This is a genomic window from Aeromonas sp. S19(2024), from assembly GCF_041402625.1.
GTDB classification, from domain to species: domain Bacteria; phylum Pseudomonadota; class Gammaproteobacteria; order Enterobacterales; family Aeromonadaceae; genus Aeromonas; species Aeromonas caviae.
This window is the reverse complement of sequence record NZ_JBGLQU010000012.1, coordinates 91,505-117,228: the sequence shown is the minus strand read 5'-3', so window position 1 is coordinate 117,228 and position 25,724 is coordinate 91,505. Positions and strand designations below refer to the sequence as shown.

At 60.0% G+C, this 25,724-nt stretch carries 20 protein-coding genes and 1 riboswitch; of the genes, 10 read left to right on the top strand and 10 right to left on the bottom strand.

From position 1 onward, the window contains the following. The first annotated feature begins 659 nt into the window (after positions 1–659). The gene (locus ACB037_RS18690; protein WP_371175715.1) at positions 660–1,151 is read left to right on the top strand and encodes an RNA recognition motif domain-containing protein; all 492 of its coding nucleotides are present in this window, start codon (positions 660–662) and stop codon (positions 1,149–1,151) included. Between the two features lie 3 nt (positions 1,152–1,154). Here the strand turns inward: ACB037_RS18690 and murI are convergent, their stop codons facing one another. After that, entirely contained in the window at positions 1,155–1,943 is a 789-nt protein-coding gene (murI, locus tag ACB037_RS18685) for a glutamate racemase (RefSeq protein WP_371175714.1), read from the bottom strand. Positions 1,944–2,051: 108 nt separating this feature from the next. After that, complete coding sequence (locus ACB037_RS18680) at positions 2,052–3,917, bottom strand: TonB-dependent receptor domain-containing protein (protein ID WP_319908037.1); 1,866 nt, start codon at positions 3,915–3,917, stop codon at positions 2,052–2,054. A gap of 51 nt (positions 3,918–3,968) precedes the next feature. Continuing rightward, positions 3,969–4,147, bottom strand: a riboswitch (cobalamin riboswitch). A 207-nt stretch (positions 4,148–4,354) separates the two neighbouring features. On the opposite strand from ACB037_RS18680, the gene purE reads away from it, so the two are divergent. Both purE and ACB037_RS18670 read left to right on the top strand, forming a co-directional pair. Further along, positions 4,355–4,864: a 5-(carboxyamino)imidazole ribonucleotide mutase gene (gene purE / locus ACB037_RS18675; protein ID WP_029313402.1), complete on the top strand. Its 510-nt coding sequence runs from the start codon at positions 4,355–4,357 to the stop codon at positions 4,862–4,864. Continuing rightward, on the top strand, positions 4,861–5,985 hold the full coding sequence (locus tag ACB037_RS18670) for a 5-(carboxyamino)imidazole ribonucleotide synthase (protein ID WP_371175713.1): 1,125 nt from the start codon (positions 4,861–4,863) through the stop codon (positions 5,983–5,985). The genes purE and ACB037_RS18670 overlap by 4 nt, the downstream gene beginning before the upstream one ends. Before the next feature lie 72 nt (positions 5,986–6,057). Here the strand turns inward: ACB037_RS18670 and ACB037_RS18665 are convergent, their stop codons facing one another. From ACB037_RS18665 to ACB037_RS18655, 3 genes are all read right to left on the bottom strand, one after another. Further along, positions 6,058–7,251: an MFS transporter gene (locus tag ACB037_RS18665; RefSeq protein WP_045522696.1), complete on the bottom strand. Its 1,194-nt coding sequence runs from the start codon at positions 7,249–7,251 to the stop codon at positions 6,058–6,060. 109 nt (positions 7,252–7,360) lie between these two features. Next, entirely contained in the window at positions 7,361–8,089 is a 729-nt protein-coding gene (locus ACB037_RS18660) for a LytR/AlgR family response regulator transcription factor (protein WP_371175712.1), read from the bottom strand. Further along, positions 8,083–9,756 carry a sensor histidine kinase gene (locus ACB037_RS18655; RefSeq protein WP_039040684.1) on the bottom strand — a complete coding sequence of 558 codons (1,674 nt, stop codon included), beginning with the start codon at positions 9,754–9,756 and terminating at the stop codon, positions 8,083–8,085. The genes ACB037_RS18660 and ACB037_RS18655 overlap by 7 nt, the downstream gene beginning before the upstream one ends. A 161-nt stretch (positions 9,757–9,917) precedes the next feature. Between ACB037_RS18655 and ACB037_RS18650 the strand changes: the two genes are divergently transcribed. Then, entirely contained in the window at positions 9,918–10,358 is a 441-nt protein-coding gene (locus ACB037_RS18650; RefSeq protein WP_045522692.1) for a hypothetical protein, read from the top strand. Positions 10,359–10,389: 31 nt separating this feature from the next. On the opposite strand, the gene ACB037_RS18645 is transcribed toward ACB037_RS18650, so the two are convergent. Next, entirely contained in the window at positions 10,390–13,989 is a 3,600-nt protein-coding gene (locus tag ACB037_RS18645; RefSeq protein WP_371175711.1) for an ATP-binding protein, read from the bottom strand. Beyond that, complete coding sequence (locus ACB037_RS18640; protein ID WP_045522690.1) at positions 13,986–14,609, bottom strand: response regulator transcription factor; 624 nt, start codon at positions 14,607–14,609, stop codon at positions 13,986–13,988. Before ACB037_RS18640 ends, ACB037_RS18645 begins: the two co-directional genes overlap by 4 nt. A 585-nt stretch (positions 14,610–15,194) precedes the next feature. Between ACB037_RS18640 and ACB037_RS18635 the strand changes: the two genes are divergently transcribed. The 5 genes from ACB037_RS18635 (at position 15,195) to ACB037_RS18615 (ending at position 21,327) form a co-directional block, all read left to right on the top strand. After that, positions 15,195–15,767 (top strand): common pilus major fimbrillin subunit EcpA, encoded by a 573-nt coding sequence (locus tag ACB037_RS18635; RefSeq protein WP_010672341.1) that lies wholly within the window; start codon positions 15,195–15,197, stop codon positions 15,765–15,767. Positions 15,768–15,827: 60 nt separating this feature from the next. Further along, positions 15,828–16,487 (top strand): fimbria/pilus periplasmic chaperone, encoded by a 660-nt coding sequence (locus ACB037_RS18630; protein ID WP_045522689.1) that lies wholly within the window; start codon positions 15,828–15,830, stop codon positions 16,485–16,487. Positions 16,488–16,565: 78 nt separating this feature from the next. Further along, complete coding sequence (locus ACB037_RS18625; RefSeq protein ID WP_371175710.1) at positions 16,566–19,013, top strand: TcfC E-set like domain-containing protein; 2,448 nt, start codon at positions 16,566–16,568, stop codon at positions 19,011–19,013. A 2-nt stretch (positions 19,014–19,015) separates the two neighbouring features. Beyond that, positions 19,016–20,638, top strand: a complete 1,623-nt coding sequence (locus ACB037_RS18620) for a hypothetical protein (protein ID WP_324018751.1) — start codon at positions 19,016–19,018, stop codon at positions 20,636–20,638. Positions 20,639–20,652: 14 nt separating this feature from the next. After that, positions 20,653–21,327: a fimbria/pilus periplasmic chaperone gene (locus ACB037_RS18615; protein WP_371175709.1), complete on the top strand. Its 675-nt coding sequence runs from the start codon at positions 20,653–20,655 to the stop codon at positions 21,325–21,327. Between the two features lie 34 nt (positions 21,328–21,361). Here ACB037_RS18615 and leuE read toward each other — a convergent pair whose 3' ends face one another. After that, positions 21,362–22,000: a leucine efflux protein LeuE gene (leuE, locus tag ACB037_RS18610; protein WP_010672336.1), complete on the bottom strand. Its 639-nt coding sequence runs from the start codon at positions 21,998–22,000 to the stop codon at positions 21,362–21,364. 211 nt (positions 22,001–22,211) lie between these two features. Between leuE and ACB037_RS18605 the strand changes: the two genes are divergently transcribed. Then, positions 22,212–23,432 (top strand): MFS transporter, encoded by a 1,221-nt coding sequence (locus ACB037_RS18605; protein WP_041214206.1) that lies wholly within the window; start codon positions 22,212–22,214, stop codon positions 23,430–23,432. 213 nt (positions 23,433–23,645) lie between these two features. Here the strand turns inward: ACB037_RS18605 and ACB037_RS18600 are convergent, their stop codons facing one another. Beyond that, the gene (locus ACB037_RS18600; protein ID WP_045522679.1) at positions 23,646–24,830 is read right to left on the bottom strand and encodes an NAD(P)/FAD-dependent oxidoreductase; all 1,185 of its coding nucleotides are present in this window, start codon (positions 24,828–24,830) and stop codon (positions 23,646–23,648) included. A gap of 162 nt (positions 24,831–24,992) precedes the next feature. Next, entirely contained in the window at positions 24,993–25,517 is a 525-nt protein-coding gene (gene ftnA, locus ACB037_RS18595; protein ID WP_010672333.1) for a non-heme ferritin, read from the bottom strand. Between the last annotated feature and the right edge of the window lie 207 nt (positions 25,518–25,724).

Below are 25,724 nucleotides of genomic sequence, written 5' to 3'. Positions count from 1 at the left end.
TGTGTTAGGCCTGCCGCCAGCGTTCAATCTGAGCCATGATCAAACTCTTCAATTTAAGTTTGGTTGCTTCGAAAAGCGGCTCAATGAATTGCTGAATTAACTGCTGCAACTAAAAGTTGCTTTGGTCACTTCATCAGACATTGAAAATCAAAAATTGTTTTTGATGCTCGATGCTGTGAGTGCCCACACAGATTGCTTGATTCAAATTGTTAAAGAACGTCACGCTTATCGCGTTGAGGAGGCGCATCTTACGCTTCTCACTTCGAAAGTCAAGCGGTTGTTTTCGCTTTTCTTTCGGCGCCCACTTACTAAGGAAGCTGGCTCATCAGGTTGGCGTGGTCCGCCGTGCTGGTAGGGGCGCATTATAGGGAGGCCGGTTACGATGACAAGGGATTTTTTGAAGAAAGTCACGGAAACTTCAAATTATCCAGTTAGAAACAACTTACCCAGTGTATATATACAATGTTATCCACAAGCTGATGATTTCAGCCCTCTTTTATTGGCATTTATCAGGATCTTCCTGGCTGAAGGAATGCCATACTGAAGCGGATAATTTGCCTCAAGTGGTCCATGGTAGCGTCTGGTCGTAAAGCTGGTTACCATGAAGGTGAATAGAGTGTTGCACCTTTTTTGCTTTCATTTACAAAAGGTCTTTAAAGATGAATTTATCCAAGTTTCCCGTTTATGTGCAGGCAGCAGTTCTTGCTCTGGTATTGGCGCTGCTCGGCTATCTGGTTGCCCAGGCCCTGCAGTTCTCTCTGAAAGTCGAAGTCATTTTTGCCGCCGGTCTGGCCATTGGCGGTTTCGTGGTACCGCTCTTCCTGAACCGTGCGCCTGCCACCGCCCTCGAACAGGCGACCAGCCAGGAGACCTGTACCTTATATGTAGGCAACCTGCCCTATCGCGCCAACGAGATTGCGGTGCGCGAACTCTTTGCCGAGCAAGGTCAGGTACTGTCAGTTCGTCTGATGAAGGACAAGGCCACCGGCAAACGCAGGGGCTTCGGGTTTGTGGAGATGCCTGTCGCCGATGCGGCCAGGGCCATCGCCGCGCTCAATGACAAGGAGTATCAGCAGCGCACCCTGAAAGTGCGTGAAGCAAATGACAAGCGGGACCGGGATGAGAAGGACGTCAACGACGTCGACGCCTGATATTCAGTACACCACCTCTTCGAGTGACGACAGCCCCCAAGCTTGCAAGGGGGCTGTCAGTTTCTGGGCCCCAGCATCCAGTCGCGTGCAGTAGGCACGTCCCGTCCCCTCGCCAGGTGCCTGGACCGGCAGTGTCGCCAGCAGATGCGCCACCCGCCTTGCCACGGCAAGACCCGAATCGACCAGTTGGCATTCCGGCATCAGCTGTTTGATCTCTTCGTTGAGCAAGGGGAAGTGGGTACATCCCAGTACCAGGGTATCCGGCCTCTCCTCCCCTTCCATCCAGTCTGCGAGCACCTCTCTGAGCAGGGCCATATTGACCGGCAACCCCGCCAGCTTGCGCTCGGCTTCGATAACCAGTTCGGTGGCCCCCTTCAGCAGCACATGCTTGCCCGGGGCGAACTGGGCGATGAGTTCATGGGTATAGTCACGGCTGACGGTGCCGGGCGTTGCCAGCAGACCGATGTAGCCGTTACGGGTCAGGGCGGCGGCAGGCTTGATCGCGGGGACCACGCCGACCACGGGAATGCTGAGTGCGGTACGCAGGGATGGCAGGGCAATGGTGCTGGCGGTATTGCAGGCGATCACCACCAGATCGATGGCGTGCTCGGCCACCATGTGGCTGACCAGTCCGGTACAAGCCTCGATGAGGGCCGCCTCACTCAGCTCGCCATAGGGAAAGTGGGCATTGTCGAAACAGTAGAAATAGTTGTGCTCCGGCAGAGCGCGACGGATCTCCCCATAGACGGTCAGACCGCCCATACCGGAGTCGAACACGAGAATATTGGCCACCTGAGCTCCCCCTTGAATGCGAGGCCGCGATCATACTCCCGCCCGGCGCCAATAGAAAAGGCCCTGCCAATGGCAGGGCCCCTGATTTTTCAGATCCAGACAAGGGGATCAGAGTGCGTAGTCCACCGTCACATAGTAGGCTCGCTCGTCAGCCGGGTAACCCACCGAGGTCTGGTATTCCTTGTCCAGCAGGTTGCTGATCTTGCCGGAGACCTTCCAGGACGGTGCAACCTGATAGCCCACCGCCAGGTTCCACACGCTGTAGCCGCCCAGCTGGGTGGTATTGGCCGCGTCACCATAACGCTCACCCTGGTAGATCCAGCTCAGGGAGCCATCGAACTGCTGCCACTGCGCCTGGCTCACCCACTTGGCCCCCTTGCGGGAGATCAACTGCAACTGCTTGTCGGTGACCTTGTCCTTGGGATCCTTGTATTCAGCGGAAACGCGATGGCTCAGCCAGCCGGTCTCGAACTCCCCTTCCACCTCAACCCCTTCAATCCGCGCCTTGCCGACGTTTTGCGGCGTCCACATCCCCTGGCTGTCCGGCGCCCACTGGATCATCTGCTCGAAGTCGTTGCGATAACCGGTCAAGCGCCACTCCACACCTGCGGTCTGTCCGTCCAGCATCAACTCGTGGCTTTTCGACTCTTCCGGCTTCAGATCAGGATTGCCGGACCCCGGGTAGTAGAGATCGTTGAAGGAGGGGGCACGGAAACCGGTGCCGTAACGGGCACTGAGGCGATAATCCTCAACGAAGCGCCAGCCAGCGCCGGTTTGCCAGGTGTTGTGACGTCCGAACTGCTCGTTGTCATCGCTGCGACCGCTCAGCTCGGCCTGCCAGACCTGGTTGTCAAACTGGGCCAGGGCATAGAGCCCGGTATTGTCACGCTCATCGGCGTCACTCGGGAAGGCGACGCCAGAGGAGCGGGAACTATCGTCCAGCATGTCGCGCTGCCAGTCGGCGCCGCCCCCCAGGGTCCAGCTCTCGTCCAGTTTGACGCTGTTGACCCAGTTCAGGGTGTATTGACGGGTATAGAGTCGATCAGCGGACTGATCGCGGCCGCTGGTATCCGGGTAGTCGTAGGCATCCTGTTTGGAGAAGGCGCCGCGCAGTTCGCTCAGGTAGCGCTCGTCGTGATAGCGGGAGCCGAGCTGGTAGCTCTGGTTCTCGGTCCAGGTCTCGTTGCGTTGATGAAACGCCGGACCCCAGGCGGAAGCGGCAGAGGATCTGTCGTACTGGGCAATGTTGCGGAACCAGCGGGTCGTACCGAACAGATCCCAGTTGCTGGCCAGCGCCTGCTGATAATCCACCATGGCGTTATAGCCCCGGTGTCCATGCTTGTCGCCATCGTTTACCCCGACGATGGGATGCACGTTGTAGCCGGTCTCGTCATCGAAACCACCAGCGACCTTGATCTGACCCGCATCACCCACCTGGCTGGCGCTGCTGAAAGCAGCCTGACGCTGCTTGTGGGAGCCCGCGCCCAGGTTGAACTTGTGCTGATTAGTCCCCTGGTCCGGGCGAGTGATAATGTTGATGACCCCACCGATGGCATCGGACCCATAAATGGTGGCGCGTGCACCGCGGATATATTCGATCCGCTCCACCTGGTTGAGGGGCAGGTTGTTGAGCTCGGTCATCCCGGCGGTCAGAGAGGCGCTGCGCACCCCGTCCACCAGCACCAGGGTCTGGGAAGAGGTGCCACCACGTACCCGCAGCGAGCTGAGCTGGCCGCGGCCGCCGTTGCTGACCACTTCCACGCCGGGCAGGGTCTTGACCACGTCGGTCACGGTCTGGGCTTGCAGGCGATCGATCTCGTCACGGGTCACCACGTTGACGGGAGCCAGCACACTGGAGGCAGGCTGGGCGACACGGGTAGCGGTCACCACCATGGTGGGATTGACGGGGATGGTCAGTTGTTGGGCAAAGGCCGCCGTTGGCAACAGGGCAGCCGCCAATAATGTCTTGGACATGAGAGATCCTTAAGTTCGCGTAAGCATCTACTTCGTGGCCGGTTTCTCTCGGCCCGAAATACGAACTTTGGCAGGTCTTCGGGCTTGGGGGCTGATGGCCTACGGCGACGGCTTCCCACCTGACGGCAGTGCCCTGATGTCGCTTCGTTCCCCCTTACCGCTGCGCGCCAGCTCCGGATTCTCACCGGATTCCCTTTTAAGCATGATGCGCCAAAGCGGGGGGATTATAGGCAGAGCCGCCTTGGATGTATAGCCATCTGGATTTCTAATGTCGTTTTTACCCAAAGCCGGTGCCAAGTGGCGCAGATCCTCGCCCCCTCTCGTACCTTGAGGCTCGTTGACCGTCATTCGAGAGGGTCAAACACAAGAAATGTTGAGCCAGATCCCACGGCTTTTTGGTAACATGCGGCAAACGTTTGACATCCGAGGAAGCCGTAATGACGACCCCCCCTATGATCGGCCTGGTAATGGGCTCCGACTCTGACTGGCCCGTGATGCAGGCCGCCGCCCGCATCCTCAAGGAGCACGGCGTGCCCTATGAAGCGCGCGTCGTATCCGCCCATCGCACCCCGGATCTCCTGTTTGAATATGCCGCCAGTGCGCGCGATCGCGGTCTGCGCGCCATCATCGCCGGCGCCGGCGGCGCAGCCCACCTGCCGGGCATGCTGGCCGCCAAGACCACGATCCCGGTGCTGGGCGTGCCCATCCCCACCCGCCAGCTCAAGGGGATGGATTCCCTGCTCTCCATCGTGCAGATGCCCAAGGGCGTGCCGGTCGCCACCTTCGCCATCGGCGAGGCGGGTGCCGCCAATGCCGGTCTGTTCGCCGTATCCCTGCTCTCTGTCGCCCAGGATGGCGACGCTCCCCGTTATCACCAGCAGCTCGACGGCTTCCGCGCCAAGGAGCGCGACCGGGTGCTGGCGCTCACCCTGGAGGAGCCGGCATGATACTGCCCCCCGCCACTTTGGGTATGCTCGGTGGCGGCCAGCTCGGCCGCTACTTCGTGATGTCTGCCCACCGTCTCGGCTACAAGGTGATCGTGCTGGACCCGGACCCCGTCAGCATCGCCGGTGCAGCCGCCGACGAGCAGATTGTGGCCGCCTATGACGATGCCGATGCCCTGCGCGATCTGGCCAGCCGCTGCGACGCCATCACCTGCGAGTTCGAAAACGTGCCCGCCGCCTCCCTGGCCCTGCTGGAGCAGTACAAGCCGGTGCGCCCGGCCGCGAGCGCAGTACGTGTCTGTCAGGATCGCCGGGAAGAGAAAGCCTTCCTGACCCGCGCCAGCGTACCGGTCGCCCCGAACCTGACCCTGCTGCCCGGCGAGCCGCTGCCCGCCCTGCCCGGCGACCTCTTCCCCGCCATCCTCAAGACCGCCCGCGAGGGCTACGATGGCAAGGGGCAGTGGACTATCCACAATGCGGGCGAATTGCCAGCGGCCCTGGCCGCCAGCAGCGTGCCCTGCGTGCTGGAAAAACGCCTGCCACTGGAGGGGGAGTTTGCCCTCACCCTGGCCCGCAGTCCGAGCGGTGCCATCAGTGCCCTGCCCCTGGTGCAGAACTGGCACAGCGGCGGCATCCTGGATCAGACCCGCTCCCCGGCCAATGTGCCCGCCCTGGAGCGCGAAGCCCAGCGCATCGCCGAGCACATCATCGCCGCCCTCGACTATGTGGGCGTGCTGACGGTGGAGTTCTTCCTGGTCGGCGGTGAGCTGCTGGTCAACGAGATGGCCCCCCGGCCCCACAATTCGGGTCATCCCAGCATCGACAACGCCGGTTGCAGCCAGTTCGAGTTGCAGGTGCGCGCCCTGTGCGATCTGCCGTTGCCGGCACAGGCTGAGGTTCAGCCCGCCATCCTGCTCAACCTGCTCGGGGATCTGTGGCAAGACGGAACGCCGGACTGGGCCGGCGCCCTGGCCCTGCCCGGGGTGCACCTTCACCTCTATGGCAAGGGCGAAGCCCGCCCCGGCCGCAAGATGGGCCACGTCACCGTCACTGGCCGCGACTGGGCGGCGGTCGAGGCCACCGCGCACCAGCTGCGCGCCCTGCTGGGTCTGCCTCCGCGCTGAGTCCACCCCTTGACATGCAAAGACCCGGGCCAAGGCCCGGGTCTTTTTTTATGACTTGAGAAGCGAGAGGGGTCAGGCCCTGTCGACAGCCGCAACGGGAGCCGGCAGGCGGATGGTGAGGGAGAGCACCAGGGCCACCACCAGCAACACCAGGATCAGGTTGAAAGTCGCCATGAAGCCGCCGAACAGGGAGGCCACGATGGAGCCGATGATGCTGCCCAGACCAAAGCCCAGATAGATGACGCCGTAGTTCTTGGTCAGGTTGTTGAGGCCGAAGAAGTCGCTCACCAGCGAGGGGTAGACGGTGATGGTCCCGCCGAAGCTGAACGCCACGCAGGCCACCGCCACGAAGAAGAGGTTGGCATTGAGCGGCACGAACAGCAGCAGCGCCATGCCCGCCAGGGTAATCAACTGGGCGATGGTGATGACCCGGATACGGGACATCTTGTCGGAGAGGATGCCCAGCACCAGCCGGCCGCCCAGGTTGGCCATGGCGATGATGGCGACGGCGTTGGCGGCGACCACGGCCGGCAGGCCCACCATCTTCTCGCCGATGTCCTTGGCCACGCCGATGACGTAGAGACCGCTCATGCAGGCGGTGAGGAACATCAGCGCCAGCATCCAGTATTGGGGCTTGCGCATCGCCTCGGCCAGGGTGAAGTCGCGGCTCTCGCTCTGCTGCACGGCGGCGGCCTGCTGGGGCGCATCCTTCATCAGCATGCCACCCACCAGCACCATGGACATGGCGATCAGCCCCCACAGCTGGAAGGTGGTCTCAAGGCCGTTGCTGGAAAGCAGCAGCAGGTTGATGTACTTGAAGCCCAGGCTGCCGAGGCCGTAGGCACCGATGGAGCAGGCGGAGATGAGCCCCTTGCGCTCCGGGAACCACTTCACGCAGTTGGAGAGGGTCATCAGGTAACCGGTACCGTCGGCAAAACCGACCAGGATGCCGGCGCAGAGGTAGAGCATCGCCAGGTTGCTGGCATGGGCGGTGAGGAAGAAGCCGATGCCGAGCAGCACGCCGGCGCCCAGGGTGACGTTGCGCACCCCGAACCGCTCCTGCAGCTTGCCCGCCAGGGAGGAGGCCACCGCCAGGGAGAGGCTGAGCAGGCCGAAAGCGAAGGCGACCTGGCTCACCGGCTCGTCCAGCTTGTCGGAAAGCTGGGCGTTGAACAGGCTCCAGGTGTACACGGATCCCAGCGCGAACTGGGTGATGATGGTCCCCAACAGGGTGAGGTAGCGGGTGCGATTCAGATCGATGGTCATGATGCGTCTCGAGGAATGGCCTTAAGGAAATTGGGGCCACTATAGGCAAGACGCCACTCCCGCCGACCGATTAAGGCATGAAATGCAGATCGGCGGGAATGAATGACAATCAGAGCCGCATCAGCTGACGGAACGCCTTGATGTTGCTGCGGCTGACCGGCACCTCGAACGGCAGGTCATGGAGCCGGATGAGATAGGTGCTGTTGAACCAGGGCACTATCTCGCGGATCTTGTTGATGTTGACGCAGTAGGAGCGGTGGCAACGAAAGAACCCCTCGGCAGGCAACCGACTGACAAACTCGCTGAGGGTCATGGTCATCACGTAGCGATCGGTACGGGTGTAGACATGGGTCAGCTTCTCGTCGGCTTCCGCGTAGTAGATCTGCTCGCAGGGGGTGACGATGATGCGCTCCCCCTTCACCAGATTGACGGTGCGGTTCTGTGGCAACCCGGACTCCGCACCCTGGGGCTGGGACTTGCCCGCCAGTTCGAGCTTTTGCAGCAGATTGATGAGACGCGGCTCGTTGTAGGGCTTGAGGATGTAGTCGAACGCCTCCAGCTCGAACGCCTCCACCGCAAACTCCTTGTAGGCGGTGACGAAGACGATGTGGGGCGGATAGCTCGACTTGTGCAGGTTCTTGGCCAGCAGCAGGCCGTCGATGGCGGGGATCTGGATATCCAGAAACACCACGTCCACCTCGTGATCCTGCAGATACTTGAACGCCTCCAGCCCGTCCTCGAAGCTCGCCACTATCTCGATGTTGCTGTGCTGCCCCACCAGAAAGGCCAGCTCCTCGCGGGCAAGGTATTCGTCTTCCACTATGATGGCTTTCAGCATGGCATTGCCTCCTGATCAGGCAGATAGAAACAGACTTCGGTCCCCGGCTCCAGCCGCTTGAGGTGCAGGCCGTCGCCATAGAGCAGCTTGACCCGCTGATGCACGTTCATCAGACCGATGCTGCGGCTCTCCACCCGACCGGCGGCGACCCCGTCGATCACCGCCTGGCTGATGCCGTAGCCGGTGTCGCGCACCGCGACCCGGATGCCGCCCGCCAGCTGCTTCACCTCGATGGTGACCCGACCCGGCGCACTGCGGGGCTGGATGCCGTGCAGGATGGCGTTTTCCACCAACGGCTGCAACAGCAGGCTCGGCACCTGGATATGCACGTCGTCCACCTCGAACACCACCTCCAGCTTGTCGCCGAAGCGGGCCTGCTCGATGGCCACGTAGTCGCGCACCTGCTGCAGCTCCTCCTGGATGTCGATGAGGGTGTCCCCCTTGTTGAGGTTGTAGCGCAGGTAATCCGCGAGGTTCGCGATCAGCTGGCGTGCCTGCTGGGGACGGATGCGGATCAGCGACGAGATGGCATTGAGGGCGTTGAACAGGAAGTGGGGGTTGATCTTGCTCTGCAGCGCGGTGAACTCCGCCTTGCGGGTCATCTCCTTGAGCTGCTCGATACGCGACACCTCCATCTGGGTGGAGATGAGCTGGGAGAGACCCACCGCCATCTCCTTGAGGGAGCTGGTGATGCTGTGGGTGCGGCGATAATAGATCTTGAGGGTGCCGCTGACGGCGCCGTTTTCCCGCAGCGGAATAATGATGACCGAGTGGAAATCGGAGAGGTGATACTGGCGCAGATCGTTGTTGATGATGATCTGGTCCAGCAGCACCGCTCTGTGGGTCATGTCGCTGATGGCGTGGTGCTCGTCCAGCTCGTAGTAATCCTTGCCCACCCCCACATAGGCCAGCACGTCGCGGGTATCGGTGATGGCCACCGCATCGGCGCTGATCTCGCTGCGAATGATGCCGCACACCTGGCTCAGGGAGTGGCGATCGATGTTCTGGAAAAACGGCAACGTCTTGTTGGCGATGTCGAGCGCCAGCTTGGCCTGCTTGGCGGCAATCAGCTCCTTCTCGTCATCCAGATCCTGCACCAGCTTGATGATGAGCCCGATACAGAGCGCCCCGGCGATCATCGGGTAGGCAATATGACTGACTATCTCCACACCTACCGCATGGGGCTCGGTCAGTTGCCAGATCAGCAGCATGGTCAGCCCCTCGCAGGCCATCCCCGCCAGGATGCCATAGAGCCAGAGCCGCGACTTGCGACAGCGCAGGTGCAGCCAGGTGGCAAGCAGGCCGGCGATGATGCTGGCGATGAGACAGGGAATGGAGGTGTGGCCATCCATGTCGATGAGGTAGCGGTGCAGCCCCGAGATGACCCCGGCCGGAATGCCGACCCAGGGGCCGAACAGGATGCCGCCCGAGATGATGGCGATGATCCGCACATTGATGAGGGCCCCCTCCACCGGAATGCCGGTGTAGGTGCTGAACACCGCGAACAAACAGAAGATGGCCGCCACCAGCACCAGCTCGGCCGGGGTGTGGTCACGCTTCTGGAACAATCGCTGAAACGGCCGGGTGCGGGTGAGAAGAAAGAGCGTCATCAGCATCAGCGCCGCCCGCTCAAACACCGCCAACAACATCATCTGATTTTCGAGCATGGCTCTCCTCCGTCAATGGCATGGCGCCAGGGGGCGGATCATACCCCTTATCTGCCGCCGACTCATGGGCGAATCCGGGGAGAGCGGTTCAGCTTTCGGGGAAAGCGCCGATAAGAGGAGGCCCTCGCCAAGGAGGGCCCAGTCCGACAAAGGAGATAACTATGTTTCAAAAAAGCATGGTGCTGGCAGTGATGATCGGTTGCAGCAGTGCCGCCGTTCACGCCAATACGCAGGTGAGCCAGCTGAACTGGCAGGCCACCGCCAGCAAAGAGACCAACATGGAAGTAGCGCTTACCCACCCAGGCCTCCAGGCCATCAATTCGGATCCGGCACAGGCTCCCGTCCAGATCCTGGCAGCAGACCTGAGCCACCCGGATTTCAACACCACCTATCGTTTGCAAGCCCGCGCACTCTACGGCTCCCTGCCACAGCAGGATGATCTCCGGATCACGCTGGCGCTCAACGGACAACCCCTCGAAGCAAGCCGCGCCCTCCCCCTGGCCCAGGCGACCCGCTATTACCTCAGCTATCAGGCCCCGTCAGCCAGACCGGACCAGGTGGGCGAAGCCGCCTATGAGTTGATGGTGTACTGGCTGGGCTGACCACAGGAGCCGAAGGCATGTTCCCATGCCTTCATTCCTCCCCTTCCATCACCTGCAGCTGGGTCGCCGCCAACCGAACGACCTCGTACTCTTGCTGCAAACGGGCCAGCGCCTCGGGCAGCCTGGCCTGATCGAGCTCCCAGGATTCTATTTCGCTGCAGGTCGCCACCAGTTTCAGAGTGCCCATGATCCTGGCGCCCCCTTTCAGACGATGTATACGGTCGATGAACTGGCCGACATGCCCCTCCTCCGCGGCCCGTTGCAATCCCGCGATATCGTCGTCACTGGCCCGCACAAACTCGGCCAGCAGAGGCACCATCAGGGTCGACTGATGTGCGGTCAGCGGCCCCAGATACCGCCGGATCTCCTCCATACAGACGACCATGTCACTCTGCTCTTCCCGCTGCATGTGCCGACGCAGGCAATGATCGAGCGCCTCCAGCCCGACGGGCTTGAACAGACAGTCATCCATCCCTGCCGCCTGCCCTTCATTGATCTGCTCCTGCCGCGCATCGGCCGTCAGCCCGAGGATCACGGGGCGTCGCCAGCCGTGCAGCCGCTCCAGCTCCCGGCATTGGCGAACCAGCTCGAAGCCGTTCATGCCGGGCATGTTGAAGTCGGTCATGATGACATCCACCCTGGCTCCGATCAGCAGCCGCAGCGCCTCTTCCCCCGACTCGACGGCCGTGGCGTCATGGCCCAGATAAGCCAGCTGCTGGCTGACCAGCAACCGGTTGGCTGGATGATCGTCCACGACCATGATCTTCAGTCGCCGCACCGGCTCCACCGCCGGCTCCTGTGCAGGCGTGGCGGGCATCGCCACGGCATCGGCCACCGGCAGCTTGATCTCGATACTGACCCGAGTCCCCTGCCCGGGCGCACTCTCCAGTTTCAAGGAGCCGCCCATCGTCTCGCACAGGGAGCGGGAGATCATCAGACCCAGGCCTGTACCCGACTGCTGGATTTTCTCGGGTTGGCTGGCCTGGCTGAAGGGCTCGAACAGCCTGGCCTGCTCGGCCTGATCGATGCCGATACCGGTATCCAGGATGGTTAGCTGCACGGTACACCAGCCATCGCTGACCCGGGAGGCCAGCGTCACCGTGACCGACCCGCGCTCGGTGTACTTGATGGCGTTGCTGATCAGGTTGGAGACAATCTGCTTGTAACAAAGACCATCGATCTGCACCCAGGAAGGAGTGCCCGTGACGAGATCCAGCCGCAGATTTTTCTGCCTCGCCAACGCGGTAAAGACGGTGACGACCGATGCTGTCAGGGTCACGATGTCATGGGGTTCGGGGGCAAGTTCGAACCGGCCAGACTCGATCTTGGAAATATCCAGGATGTCGCCGATGAGGCTCAGCAGATCGCTGGCCGAGCCATGGGCAATAGCGAGGGAGGCCTGATCCTCCTCGTGCAGCCGACCCCGCTTGAGCGCCAGTTCCAGCAAGCCGATGATGGCATTCATGGGGGTACGGATCTCGTGGCTCATGGTCGCGAGGAAGGTGCTCTTGGCACGGTTTGCCTCCTGGGCCTCCTGGCTGGCCACCGCCAGCTCATCGAGCAGGCGTACCCGTTCGCTGACGTCGATCCAGCCTCCCACGCCCCCCTGCACATTGCCGTCCAGATCGTAGTAAGGCTGAACCCAGTGATAGACGTCGACCCCGCCCGTCGGCAGGACCAGACGGTGATCCCCCTCCTGGGCGCGGCGGCTGTCACAGGAAAGCACCAGATCCCCGTGCAGGGGAGCAAGAAAAGGCCAGCGCGTTCGCGCGTCGTCCAGGCCCGTGCCGAGCAGGCTGACCTTGGGCTCGCCAAGGAAGCTGGCATAGCTGCTGTTGCACAGTACCAGGATCCCGTTCAAATCCCGCGCATAGATGGGGTGAGGTGTCCCGTCCACCAGATCGGCGATGAACTTGAGCTGGGTGCTCAGCGCCCCCTCCACCAGTCGCCGCTCGCGGATCTGCTTGCGCAGGGACAGGCCCCACAGGCCAACCCAGAGGGTTAGCAGCAGGATCAAGGCGATAAAGACCCCGAACTCTTGAATCAACTCCTGCCAGGTGATGGCTTCCTGCTGGGGGCTCACTCGCCAGCGGTTGGAGAGCCCTTCCAGCTCATCCGGCGGAATGATGGCAATCACCTTGTCCAGAATGTCCCGCAGTACGGGATGCGCGGGGGTGACCGCCAACGCGGCACCGATGGGGATGGAATCGAACAGCTCCCCCGTAATGATCAGGCTGTCGGGGAATTTGCTGTTCACGTAGTACTTGGCCACCCGCAGCGGCAGTATGGTCACATCGCACACATCCATCGCCACACAGCGCATGGCATCTTCAATCGTATCGAACTGCCGCGACGTCAGCTTGCCGTATTCCGCCTCGATGGCCTGGGTCGAGATAAAGCCTCTGACCATGGCCACGGTGCCGGTCTTGAGCAGCGATGCAGGGGGGACCTCCCGGTGGCGCAGCCCCACCACATAGGAGAGGGGATCGAGGACAAAGGCCCGGCTGAACAGATAGCGGTTCCTGCGCTCGGCAGAAGGGCTCAACACCCCCGCATCCACCTGGCCGCTATCCAGCAACTGGGTCATCTGCTCCGGCGTCTTGGCAGGCACCACCTCGAGCTCCACCCCCAGCTTGGCTCGCATGACCTGCAGCAGATCGGCGACCACGCCGTGCATGGTACCGGTGACGTCATAGAAACTGAGGGGCGGGATGCCGCTGTTCACCGCAATCCGGATCTTCTCCCGTTTGCTCAGCCATTCCCATTGCTCGCGGCTCAGGTCGATTCTGCTGGCACCGATGGAGAGGCCCCCCCCATTCCAGCGCTTGGCCACTTCCGCCCGCTTGCCCTCGAGGATCTCCCCCAGCGCGATATCCATGATCCTCTTGAGTCGCCGCTCCTTGGGATTGAGGGCAAAGGCAAAACCGGCGGTATCGATATAGAGCGGCTTCAATAATTGAATGCTGCTCTGATAGAACTTGTTGACGATGAAATTGCCGGAGATCATGTCCACCATGACGGCATCAACCTGACCATATGCTACCGCGGACAATGCACTATAGCGGGATGGGTATATTTTAATTTTGTAGTCCGACAGATAGCGCATGATGTCCATGAACGGCAAATAATACTCCGGCACGGCTACTGTTCTTATTTCTCGCTCTTTGACCTGAATGTTTTTATAGATGGCAGGGTCGTCAGCAATATATTTATCAGTCAGCAGAAGATGCTGTTCCCGCTCATAGGAATTGGAGGTACTCAGCAGATCGATCTCCCCCCGCTGGAGCGCTTCAATGGCAGCCGCCCTGGAGGGATATCCCTTCACCAGGATCTCGATGTGCAGCAGATGGGTCAGCATGCCGACGATGTCGGCCGTCACCCCTTCATAGGCATTCGCCCTCAGGGTGATGTCCATAGGCGGGTTGTCAGGTCTGGGCACTCCCAGGATCAGCCGCTCGCGCGCCTGCAACCAGCGCCACTCCTCCCCATGCAGCGGCAAGGGGCTGGCATCGAGGTATTCCCCGCCATCCCGCGAATAGACTTGCAGCAGGGGCTCTTCCGGTTCCTGGGCCGCCAGCGGCCACACCCAGACCAGCGCCAGCAGAAGCAACAGCAATTTCGCCCTGTTCACAGCAGTTTCTGCCGTCTGGCCAGACTGATCAGATCAACGATGTTGGTGATGTTGAGTTTCTTCATCAACCGGGTCTTGTAGGTACTGACGGTTTTCTCGCTCAACAGCATGCTTTGGGCAATCTGCTTGTTGGCATGACCCTGACAAATCTGCAGCAGCACGCTCATCTCGCGGGAAGAGAGGGTCGACAGCAGATCTTCCCGATCGACCGTATGGGCATGCCTGGCGCCGGCGATGACGTCACGGGGGTAATAGAGTTGCCGCTTTTCTATTTTTGCTATCGCATCCTTCAGCAAATACAAATCATCCAGCTTGGACAAGAACCCCTCGGCACCAGCTTGCAGGCACCGCACCATAATATGGTGGGTGGACTGTGCAGACAGCACCAGAATCTTGGCGCCAATATCCAGCATCTTGATTCTCTTTATCACTTCGATGCCATCAAGCTGAGGTATTCCAATATCAAGAATGACAATATCTGGATGGGTGTTCCTGGCCATGGCGATAGCATCAACACCATTATCAACCTCGCCTAACACATGATGTTCTTCCTGTTTCAACAACATGTTCACGGCCATTCTTATTGCTGGATGATCATCAACTATCAATACCTTCGCCATATATAGATCCGTTATTCAGCCCTGTCCGACGAGCATATTAACTACAAATCAAGCAACGACACCATACAGCTTGATCTTGTTTTCAATATGTTAAATAAATATAAAAATGGCATTCTCAAGTTAATCACCATTATAGCTTCATTTATTTTTTATATATTTATCAATATATTGCATTTTATTTGCCTCGTATGGAGCCTGGTGGTGGCCGGGTCCCCTCCCTCGTTGATGTCCCCTCCTTCCCGGTTTTTCCTGTGCTCTTCCTCCCGCAATAAAAGACCTAAAAAACATATAAATCAAATACATGAGACACAACACCCCACTGAAAGGAAAGGGAAATCAATTATTTTATAAAGTTTGCGCCCCACCATCCTTTGAGATTTTTCCTACGCACCATTCGGTCGATCAAAACAGATCCGATCGTTATCTTAGTCGACGAAAAAACAAGCTGGTCCGAGGAGAAACATATTCCAGGTCCGGCTGCCACGACTGGTCGAATCGTCGCCAACGTGGCAAGGCATGCCCCTGACGGGCAATGAACCAACCGGGTGGTCAATACCATCCAGAAGATATGTAGGAAATATCGTAATGAAGAAGACTCTGATTGCTCTGTCCGTGGCTACCCTGGGCTTTGCCGCCACCGCTCAAGCCGCCGTAGAAGCGTCTGCCGTCGCGACCTGGCAGGCCACTGCCAAGAAAGACACCACTTCCGAGCTGGTGGTCACCCCGCTCTCCAGCCTCTCCTTCCAATATGCCGAAGGGATCAAGGGGTTCAACACCGTCAACGGCCTGTTCGATGTCGCCATCAAGGGTGATGCCAGCGCGACCGACTTCACCCTGAAGGCGAAGAAGCTGAACGGCACCCTGAATCACCTGGGTGGCGACTCCACCGTCGATGTGGGCGTGCTGTGGGGCGGCGCACCGGTCAGCACAACCGCCTACACCACCCTGATCGACACCGCTGCCGGCATCACGGGGGGGAATCTTTCTCCTCTTGCCAACGGCTTCAAGAACGATGCCGAACGCGTCACAGCGCAGGGTTCCTTCACTTTCAACATTGAAAGTGCCACTGCCAGCGGCACCCCCACCACCTTTGACGCCCTGCCGGACGGCCTGTGGAGCGGTGAAGTCAACGTCGAGTTCGTAGCGAACTGGAGCTAACTCATCCACCGCTTACCATTGAGGGCCCTGCGGGGCCCTTTGTTCTCTTAGGGGCACATCATGAACCTGAAAATTGCAGCGATATGGCTGCTGCTCATTCCCGGTATCAGCCAGGCAATCAATGTCGGCGCCGTCACCACCTTCATCGATGCAGGCAGCCAGGAGGTCGCCAAACAGATTGAAAATGGCAGTGACCAGGCCAGATTGGTCACGATCAGCGTGACACGCATCACCTCACCGGAAGAGGGAGGGCAGGAGATCCCCATGGAAGTCAGCGGCGAGCTGATGTTGTCACCCAGTAGGCTGATGCTGCCCGCCAATGCCAAAAACAACGTCAGGTTCTTTTACAAGGGTCCGCAGGATGACAAGGAGCGTTACTACCGCATCCGCTGGCTGGACACGGCGCTCTCCGTCGACGATCAGCGCAACGAACGCCGTCAGGCTGTTGCCACCACGTCAGCACAGATAGGCACCATTCTGGTGGTAACACCACGCCAGCACCGGTTCGCCTATGACCTGAAGGACGACACGCTCACCAACCAGGGCAATGCCTCCTATCGCACGGTAGCGTATGGCCCCTGCCTGAAAGGCGAGGAGCTGTGCAAGGAAACCTACTACGACCTGCCGGGCAAGCAACGCCGGTTCAAGCAGGTCAATATGCGTGATCCAAAGAGCCACCTGGGACTCTGGCTGGGTCAGGAATTCGTCGTCATCAAGTAACCCCCTATCACGGTGCCGCCCCACCCTCTTGCAGGGTGACGGCTCTCGATCTCCACACCCGGAACCATGGTGCTCGATATGTTGAAAAAAGCCTGGCTGTTGCCGCTCTCCTGGCTGATTGCGATGTCAGCCTCGGCCAGCACTGCTGCCCCTCTCAAAATTGCCAACGTCATCATTCCTGCCAGTTTTGCCAAGGCGCTGGAAGAGGGGCTGGCGGTACCGGTACGCCTGCGATACACGGATGAGGACAACAGGATCGACACCCTGACCGACGACACCATCGGCAATGCCACCCTGCTGCTGCAAGACGGCAAGCTGCACTTGTTGCACCTTGATTTCAGTGCCGGCCAGCAGCAAGGCGTGCTGAACGATGCCCTTACCACTCTGCTCTCCAGCAAACAAAGACGCACCTTTTCTGCCGATGGCGACTTGCAGATCGATGCCGATGCCAGCATGCAGTTGGACCTCGTCGCCATGCTGCTCACCATCCGGGTGTCACGGGATGCCTTTGGCCAGGCGAGGCAATCTGACAACCGTGTAGCACTGACCCCGACGGTGGACACCCTGACGGGCGTACAGCGCTACAACCTGGGTTACTCCTTCATCAATACCCCCCAGAGCGGGCACCAGGACTCCAATTTCCTGCAGCTGGAGAGTACCGTCGGGCTGGGCGCGCACCATGTCGCCGTGGATGCCTCCCTTTACAACCTGGGTGAGCCGGAGCAGAGCGGCGATATCTACCGCGCCATGTACGAACGGGATCTCGATGATCGCCGCATCGCAGCAGGCATGGTCTCGACATGGGACCTGCAGACACTGGGGGTGGTGACGGGCCTGACCACGGGTCGCCTCTACGGCGCATCCTATGGCAACCAGGCGCAATCTCGAAAACAGACCACCAACGAATCGACCACTCCGGTGCAAGTCTTCATGCCCGCCAACGGCGAGGCCAGGGTCTATCGGGATGAACGCCTGATAGGCCTGCAAAACCTGGCGATCGGCAACCAGCACATCGACACCTCCGCGTTCCCCAACGGGGTCTACAACGTCACGGTCGAAGTCTATGTCGACGGCCGCCTGACCAGCACGACCACCCAGCGAGTCACCAAGCTGGGCGGCAATCAGGGCTTTACCCGGGAGTGGGGATGGCAATGGTGGGGAGGCATGATGGAGAACAGCCAGCACAGCGGCGATTCCCCCCTGCTCGGTCTGTCGCTGGCACGCTCGCTGGATACCCTTGATCTGGCGACGACCACCTATGCTTTCAGGGATGCGGCCGTCGGCGAGGCACGCGCAAGCTGGCAGGTCACGGATCGCCTCGGCACCCAGTTGCAAAGCATGCTGTCCACCGATCACTCCTGGCGGCTGGCGTCCAGCCTTTCCTTGCAAGCCCATGACAATGCCTCCCTGTGGGTCAGCCAGGAAAAACTGTATGCAGGCGATGCCCTGGGAGTGAGTGCAACCGAGCTCTATTCTGCCGGCATCACGATCAATCTGGGTGGCTGGGTCAGCGGCATGGGCCAGCTGACCTTCAACACCACGCACGACCGTCAGATGAACAGCGATCGCAGTTATGCGGATTACTACCAGCACCTCTATGCGGGCCGATACGGCAACCTCTCCATGCGCGCCAGCCTGCAGAGCGACAGTGGCACACTCAATGGATTCAGCAACAAGAGCATCACCCTGGACTACGCCATCCCGTTCGACAATCTGTTCAGCTTCGGCATGAGCAGCAACGAGCAGGGCCAGACCACGGCCAACCTCAACTATCAGAAGCGCATGGAGGGAGCCATCAACCTGGCCGCACTGAATGCCTCCCGCATGATGCACGGCAGCGACACACACAATATGGCGCTTTCCGGCACCCTGGGGTTCGAGAACAGGGTCATCGGCGGCACCATGACGCTGGGTCGCGGTCATGGCGGCGACGTGAATGGCAACCTGATTGCACGGGGTGCCCTGATCACCACGGAGAACGACGTGATCGCATCCAGCCGGAGCACCTCTGGTTCAGGCCTCATCATCAATACCGGCATCCACCGGGAAGGACAGATGCTCGCCAAGGTGAATGGACAGGACTACCCCCTGCAAGGGGAACAGACCTTCCTAGCGCTCCCGCCTTATCAGGAATACGAGGTGGAACTGCTCAACAGCAAGACGGGCAAGGACAGCTATGACATCAACACCGGCAAGCAGCGCTACACCCTGTTCCCCGGCAACGTCGCCACTCTGGATGCCGGCAGCAGCATCAAGGAGATGGTCACCGTGTTTGGCGTACTCAGGGCAGAAGATGGCTCGCTGCTTGCTAACGCCCGCATTGACAACCACATCGGCACCACGGTGACCAACGAGGTCGGCGAGTTCACCCTGGACGTGGACAAGGCCAACCCCATGCTGACTTTCCGCCGGGGAAGCGACTTCTGTGAAGCCGACCTGGATCTTGCACAACACATGGGCGCGGCCTGGGTCGGCATCGTGACCTGCCAGGGGCTGCCCACCTACGCCATGGTGAGAGAGTATTGAACATGAACATCACACACAGATTGCTGCTGGTCATTGCACTTGGCGCCAGCTGGGCACAGCAAGGCAGTGCGGCCGTATCCAAAACCGTCTGGCCGAATGCCGCGCTGCGCCATTTTCTGTTTATTGAAAATCAGGAAGACAACAACCTGTTTGTTGCGCCGACCGATGGTCTGGATCCGCGTCTGACCGGCGCAAATGCCTGGACCTCGCTCAAAGGAAATGGTCAGGTGAGCCTGGCGTACGTTGATAACGGATACAACACCGATATCAACAACTGGAACGTCGATATGTGGGAAAACGGCCCTATTCGCCGCCCTTATGTCAACCAACGCTGCATCATGTCTTATACCCGTTGTGACCCCGACACCGCTGAGGCGGTCAACAAGCCGGCCGTCGTTGATGACTTGGGCTTTTTCGGTCTCATCGGGGCATCTGCCGGGTGGGGTCATGGCAAATTGAGTGCAAGTTTCTTTGATTATCTTCGAACCATGCCTGTCGGAGCTGTTTTGAACAGGGAGATGAACCTGTGCAGGACCACGCTCAAATATGACGCGGCAGCCGGTGAACGCTGCATCAATCAGAACAGCGGAAACTGGTATGTCAGAAACATGCAGCACAAGAAGGCCGGCCATCTTCGCTTCGTACAAACCAATGCAATAAGTGAAGTCATTGTGGACAGCAATGGTGTTCCTTATGTCTTGCCCGGTTCACAAGGTTGTGAGAATTACAGGCTGGGCACCCGAGATGGGATTTTGTGTCGTTTTCTTGATTACAACTTCAATGAAGATGGCAGTCAGAACTACACCGAGCCCTACATGTATACCAATGTCAAAAACAGCTCGCTGAATAGCGCCATTGGTTCTGCGGATCTGCAAATGAGCGCAGATTTGAAAAATTGGGCAAGCAAAGGCTCTCGCTACAACATCAGCTATTTAAGAGGACAGCCATCTGTTTATCTTTTCTTGTCCAGCAATTTCTTCAAACAAGTTGTGAGGCTGGGACTGCAAGATCAACTGACTCGCAGTCTGATCAACTTCAATATGAAGAATGGATATGCTCCCGAGAGTGGATACTATGAATTCAGCGGCACAACCGAAATTCATATAAAACCACGGGACTTCAGCGTATCCATCTTGTCTTCGGAGGGCGTCAGCAATCCTTACAGGGAGGGGCAGGTCGGAAAAGATATTCTGAGCTTCTCATACAATATCTCTGATAGCGGCCCCATCAGTGCCGATATGCTGGAAATTTCTATTTCACAGGACAGAGGGTCGCCTTATCGGGGATATTGCACTTTCTATCCGGCAAGCTCCTTCGCACCTGAACAGGCCGTCCCCATCCCTACCAGGCTGGTATTCGATTCGGTGGCTCATGGAGCGGGTTCACGGCACGCCATTCGCTGCGATCGCACACCGGTGGATATTCGCACCCTCGGAATACAGGACAATCAACCACCGCAGGAGTGGAATGATCCCGTCAACGGTCAGGGCATCACCCGGTTTTACAAGCTGGCGCTGGAATTCGACCTGACCGATCCCATGGTGCAGCGCACCATGGGCGACGAGATGTGGGAAGGCGAGGTGGAACAAAGCGGCACCATCACCATCAAGGGGACCTGGCGCTGACCATGGAGTACAACATGCATCGTCTACTTTGGCCCTTGCTGGGCGGCTTGCTGGCCTCACAGGCCGCCGCCCTCGACATCGGCGCCATGACTCTTGCCATGGCGCCAGAGCAGGAGCTCATTACCAGAACCCTGACCAACAACAGTGCTTCACCCAAGCTGTACGACATACAGATGGAAAAAATCAGCGACCCCACGGCCAGAGGCAGGACACTGCCCACCGTCCCCGGTGAGCTGCTGTTTGCCCCCAGGCGCTTCACCCTGCACGCCAGACATGCCCAGAACGTCAAGTTCTACTACAAGGGGCCCGCCGATGACCATGAGCGTTACTACCGCATCACCTTCACCGAGTCACCGGCAGCCCAGGTGGATGAAGGCAGCCAGACGCAGCACCGGGGAACCGTCGAGGTGAAACTGGCCCTGCAGTCCATCCTGGTGGTGCGTCCGCGTCAGTCACGTTTTGCATACCAGTTGGACCCGGCACAGAGCACCATCACCAATACCGGCAACACCTATTTCGAGTTCATGGTAAAACGGGGCTGCCAGCAGGCGGACAGCGAGGCGGACAGCAAGTACCTGCTGCCCGGGGAGACCTACCACAATCCCGGGATCAATCAGCCGGGCAACCAGAAGCTCATCGTCTACCAGTCCCGCTTCATCCCGGTGGGCAAGGATTGCTGGCCAGACTAGGTGCCCGACACCGGACGGTCAGCAATCCCCGGGGTCAGGAGGAGAGCGTCGCCAGCCTGGCCGCAAACCCCATGAAGAAGAGGCCGATAAGGCCGTTGCCGAGACGGGCCGCCGTCTGGCGCTGACGGAAAAAGCGGGCCATCAGGGTACCGCCGAAGATCAGCAGGGTCAGGTAGACGAAGCTCATGGCTTCCAGCATGCCAGCCAGCACCAGGTAGGAGATCCAGGTGTGGGCATAGCTGAAGTCGATGAACTGCACGAAGAAAGAGACGTAGAACAGGATCGCCTTGGGATTGGTGAGGCTCAGGGTGAGGGCCTTGGTAAAATAGCGCTCACCGGGATCCATCTCGGACGCCGGTCCCGCCTTTTTGGCGATGAAGTTCGCGTGCAGGATCTTCACCCCCAGATAAAGCAGGTAGATGGCGCCCAGATAGCGCACCAGGGTAAACAGCAATGGGGTGGTGCGAATGAGGGACGCGATCCCCAGATAGGCGCAGAAAATGAGGATGGCATCGCCGACGAAGACGCCGAGGGCGGCGCGATAACCCGGGCCTATGCCGCGCACGGCACCGGTTCGCAGCACGTAGAGGGAGTTCGGGCCCGGGGCGATGATGATGAAGAAGAGACCGACCAGATAGGTCCAGACGTTGATGACACCCAGGCTTTCGAACATGTTCCCTCCATGGCGGGTGATGGGCCGGATAACGGCGGCAGGCCTTCTATACTAATCCGCCCCGCGCCAAGCACAAGATCTGACCAGCCATCCACACGCCGTCAGCATGAACGGCCTGCGCGCCGCGCGAACGCAATCCGGGCGTTCGCCCACTTTGGTTATGTCCAGATGCGCCGGGATAGGGCATGGTAGAGGGAGTGATACCCCAGCCATGGACAAGACCTTGAGTACCGACACCCCGATCACCGCCCCGCCCGCGGTGGACAACCCGACTACCACCGCTTATCCGGTGATCGCCGCCATCAGCTTCTCGCACCTGTTGAACGACATGATGCAGTCGGTACTGCTGGCCATCTATCCCCTCCTGAAGCTGGGGCTCGATCTGTCGTTCACCCAGATAGGTCTCATCACCCTCACCTACCAGTTCACGGCCTCGCTGCTGCAACCCCTGATTGGCCTCTATACCGACCGCAGACCCATGCCCTACTCCCTGCCTCTGGGCATGGGCTTCACGCTGGTGGGGCTGCTCTACCTGTCGCAGGCAGGCAGCTTTGGCGCCGTGCTGTTGTCGGCCATGCTGATCGGCATGGGCTCCTCCGTCTTCCACCCGGAATCCTCCCGGGTCGCCCGCATGGCGGCCGGCAACCAGCCCGGTCTGGCCCAGTCTCTGTTCCAGATCGGCGGCAATCTGGGATCGGCCATCGGCCCCCTGCTCGCGGCGCTCATCATAGTGCCGAAGGGACAGGGCAGTGCGGCCTGGTTCTCGTTGTTCGCACTCATCGGGGTCATCGTGCTCAGCTTCGTCGGCCGCTGGTCCAGCCACCATGCCGCCAGCTTCCATCGGCGGATGAGGGCCCATGCCGGCACCGGCCTGAGCCGCCGCCAGATTGGCTGGTCACTGGCCATCCTCGGTCTGCTGATGTTCTCCAAGTTCTTCTACATGGCCAGCCTGAGCAGCTATTACACCTTCTACCTGATGGACAAGTTCCACCTGTCGCTGGAGAGCGCCCAGCTCTATCTGTTCGCCTTCCTGTTTGCCGTCGCGGCGGGGACAGTGCTCGGCGGGCCACTCGGCGATCGCATCGGTCGCAAGCGGGTGATCTGGATCTCCATCCTCGGCGTCGCTCCCTTCACCCTGCTGCTGCCCCACGTCGACCTGTTCTGGACCTCGGTGCTGTCGATCGTCATCGGCCTCATCCTGGCGTCGGCCTTCTCCGCCATCCTGGTCTACGCCCAGGATCTGGTACCCGGCAAGGTCGGTACCATTTCCGGCCTCTTCTTCGGCTTCGCCTTCGGCATGGGAGGGATAGGGGCCGCCCTGCTGGGCAGATTGGCCGATGCCACCAGCATCGAAACCGTCTATCAGGTCTGCGCCTATCTGCCCCTTATTGGCCTGCTGACCGCCTTCCTGCCCAATATCAGGAGAGGCTAGAGGCCAAGCGGCAACCAGCGACCGACCATAAAAAACGCGGCCTGAGCAGGCCGCGTTTGGTTCCATCACTCGGGCCGCCTGACACGGCCCGATCCGCTCGGACTCATCCGCCGAGCCTCTTTGTCAGCACTCCAGCCCGACGACCGGGTCAACTGGAAGTTGTCACCCGAGAGGCCGCTGACGGGACCATTCACCGCAGGGCCGCGGCATTCCTCAGCAGTACTGGCCTGCCACCCAGCCCGACGACCAGGCCCACTGGAAGTTGTAACCACCGAGCCAGCCGGTCACATCGACCACTTCGCCGATGAAGTAGAGGCCGGGCACGGTGCGCGCCTCCATGGTCTTGGAGGAGAGCGCGTTGGTATCCACTCCCCCCAGGGTCACTTCGGCGGTGCGATACCCTTCGGTGCCGTTGGGCAGGATCTGCCAATCCCCCAGCAGGGTGGCCACCGCCTCCAGCTCCCGCTCGTTGTACTGGCGCATCGGCTTGCTCACCAGCCATCCCAGCTCCACCAGCTTGTCGACGAAGCGCTTGGGCAGCTCGCGCCCCAGCACGGTTTTCAGCTCCTGGGCAGGATGGGCCTGGGCCCAGGTCTTGAGGGTCTCTGGAATGTCGAGATCCGGCAGCAGGTTGATGTGGATCTTCTCCCCCGCCAGCCAAAAAGAGGAGATCTGCAGGATGGCGGGGCCGGAGAGGCCGCGATGGGTGAACAGCATGGCCTCCTTGAAGCGGGTGCCATCCTCGGCGGTCACCGCCACCGGCAGGCTGACCCCCGCCAGATCGGCGAAGGCCTCCTTGTCGGCCTGATGCAGGGTAAAGGGCACCAGCCCGGCGCGAGTCGGCAACACGGTGAGGCCGAACTGCTCCGCCAGCTTGAAGCCGTAAGGAGTAGCACCGAGTTTCGGCATGGAGAGGCCGCCGGTGGCGACCACCAGCGACGAGCAGGCGATCTCCCCCTTGCTGGTGTCGAGCACGAAGCCTTCATCTGTCTTGCTGACGGTGAGGATCTCGGTCTGGAACTGCAGGGTCACGCCAGCCCAGTCGCACTCGGTCAGCAGGATGTCGACGATATCCTTGGCGCTGTCGTCGCAGAAGAGCTGGCCCAGCGTCTTCTCGTGGTAGTTCAGGCCGTGCCTGTCCACCAGATCGATGAAATCCTGCTGGGTATAGCGCGCCAGCGCCGATTTACAGAAGTGGGGGTTGGCCGAAAGGAAGGCATGGGGACCCGCCTGATGATTGGTGAAGTTGCAGCGACCGCCGCCGCTGATGAGGATCTTGCGGCCCGGCTTTTTGGCGTTGTCGAGCACCAGCACGGAGCGACCCCGGTAGCCAGCCTGGGCCGCACACATCAATCCGGCCGCCCCGGCACCGATCACCACCACATCCACCTGTTTCATCGTCACTCACCCATCAAAAGAAAAACGGCCCCTTTACCTTAAAGGACCGTGATTGTACCCGGCAGACACCAGCACAGCGGTACAAGGACACCTGCAAATAGAAAACGGCCCCTTTACAAGGGGCCGTCATTGTACTGACTGAACACTAAGTGTCCACGACTATCAGGCGTTGCCGTCCATGATGCTGGCCGGGGCGCCCTTGGCCAACTCGGCCAGCTCCTTGTCGATGAAATAGAGGCCCTTGCCATCCTCGCCCACCAGGCTCAGACGGTCGACGATGCTCTTGAACAGCTTCTCCTCTTCGTGCTGCTCGGCCACGTACCACTGCAGGAAGTTGAAGGTGGAGTAATCCTGGGTGGTGAAGGCGACGTGGGCCAGACCGTTGATGCACTTGGTGATGTGATACTCGTGCTCCAGGGTGGTGCGGAAGATGTCACCCAGGGACTTGAATTCATGGGGAGGCGCTTCGATGGCCCCCAGCACCGGCATGGCGCCGGTCTCGCTCACGTAGGTGAACAGGCGCTCCATATGCTGGCGCTCCTCGACCGCATGCTGGCGCAGGAAGGTGGCGGCCCCCTCGAAGCCCTTGTCCTCGCACCAGGCGCTCATCTGCAGGTAGAGGTTGGAGGAATAGAATTCAAGATTAATCTGCTCGTTCAACTTCTCGATCATGGCTTTGGCCAACATGATGATTCTCCACTGTGATTTGCCCACGATTGTCGCCACTGTTGCATCCTGACGCAACCAGAGACAACCGACGCACCCCGCAGTTGCGACGACTTTTCACCTCATCCTCTCCCCCATACGGTTATAGAGAAGCAAAGAAACATGGTGTAGGTGACATCAGCCATTATGATGGCGCCATTGGTCGGGGAAAGGATTCAATGAGATTCA

Coding starts and splice junctions, on each gene's coding strand:
- ACB037_RS18620 (WP_324018751.1), top strand. CDS start 19,016: ATGAACATCACACACAGATTGCTGCTGGTCATTGCACTTGGCGCCAGC.
- ACB037_RS18615 (WP_371175709.1), top strand. CDS start 20,653: ATGCATCGTCTACTTTGGCCCTTGCTGGGCGGCTTGCTGGCCTCACAG.
- ACB037_RS18680 (WP_319908037.1), bottom strand. CDS start 3,917: ATGTCCAAGACATTATTGGCGGCTGCCCTGTTGCCAACGGCGGCCTTT.
- leuE (WP_010672336.1), bottom strand. CDS start 22,000: ATGTTCGAAAGCCTGGGTGTCATCAACGTCTGGACCTATCTGGTCGGT.
- ACB037_RS18630 (WP_045522689.1), top strand. CDS start 15,828: ATGAACCTGAAAATTGCAGCGATATGGCTGCTGCTCATTCCCGGTATC.
- ACB037_RS18660 (WP_371175712.1), bottom strand. CDS start 8,089: ATGCTGAAAGCCATCATAGTGGAAGACGAATACCTTGCCCGCGAGGAG.
- ACB037_RS18665 (WP_045522696.1), bottom strand. CDS start 7,251: ATGACCATCGATCTGAATCGCACCCGCTACCTCACCCTGTTGGGGACC.
- ACB037_RS18605 (WP_041214206.1), top strand. CDS start 22,212: ATGGACAAGACCTTGAGTACCGACACCCCGATCACCGCCCCGCCCGCG.
- ACB037_RS18670 (WP_371175713.1), top strand. CDS start 4,861: ATGATACTGCCCCCCGCCACTTTGGGTATGCTCGGTGGCGGCCAGCTC.
- ACB037_RS18640 (WP_045522690.1), bottom strand. CDS start 14,609: ATGGCGAAGGTATTGATAGTTGATGATCATCCAGCAATAAGAATGGCC.
- ACB037_RS18600 (WP_045522679.1), bottom strand. CDS start 24,830: ATGAAACAGGTGGATGTGGTGGTGATCGGTGCCGGGGCGGCCGGATTG.
- ACB037_RS18625 (WP_371175710.1), top strand. CDS start 16,566: ATGTTGAAAAAAGCCTGGCTGTTGCCGCTCTCCTGGCTGATTGCGATG.
- ftnA (WP_010672333.1), bottom strand. CDS start 25,517: ATGTTGGCCAAAGCCATGATCGAGAAGTTGAACGAGCAGATTAATCTT.
- purE (WP_029313402.1), top strand. CDS start 4,355: ATGACGACCCCCCCTATGATCGGCCTGGTAATGGGCTCCGACTCTGAC.
- ACB037_RS18650 (WP_045522692.1), top strand. CDS start 9,918: ATGTTTCAAAAAAGCATGGTGCTGGCAGTGATGATCGGTTGCAGCAGT.
- ACB037_RS18690 (WP_371175715.1), top strand. CDS start 660: ATGAATTTATCCAAGTTTCCCGTTTATGTGCAGGCAGCAGTTCTTGCT.
- ACB037_RS18635 (WP_010672341.1), top strand. CDS start 15,195: ATGAAGAAGACTCTGATTGCTCTGTCCGTGGCTACCCTGGGCTTTGCC.
- ACB037_RS18655 (WP_039040684.1), bottom strand. CDS start 9,756: ATGCTCGAAAATCAGATGATGTTGTTGGCGGTGTTTGAGCGGGCGGCG.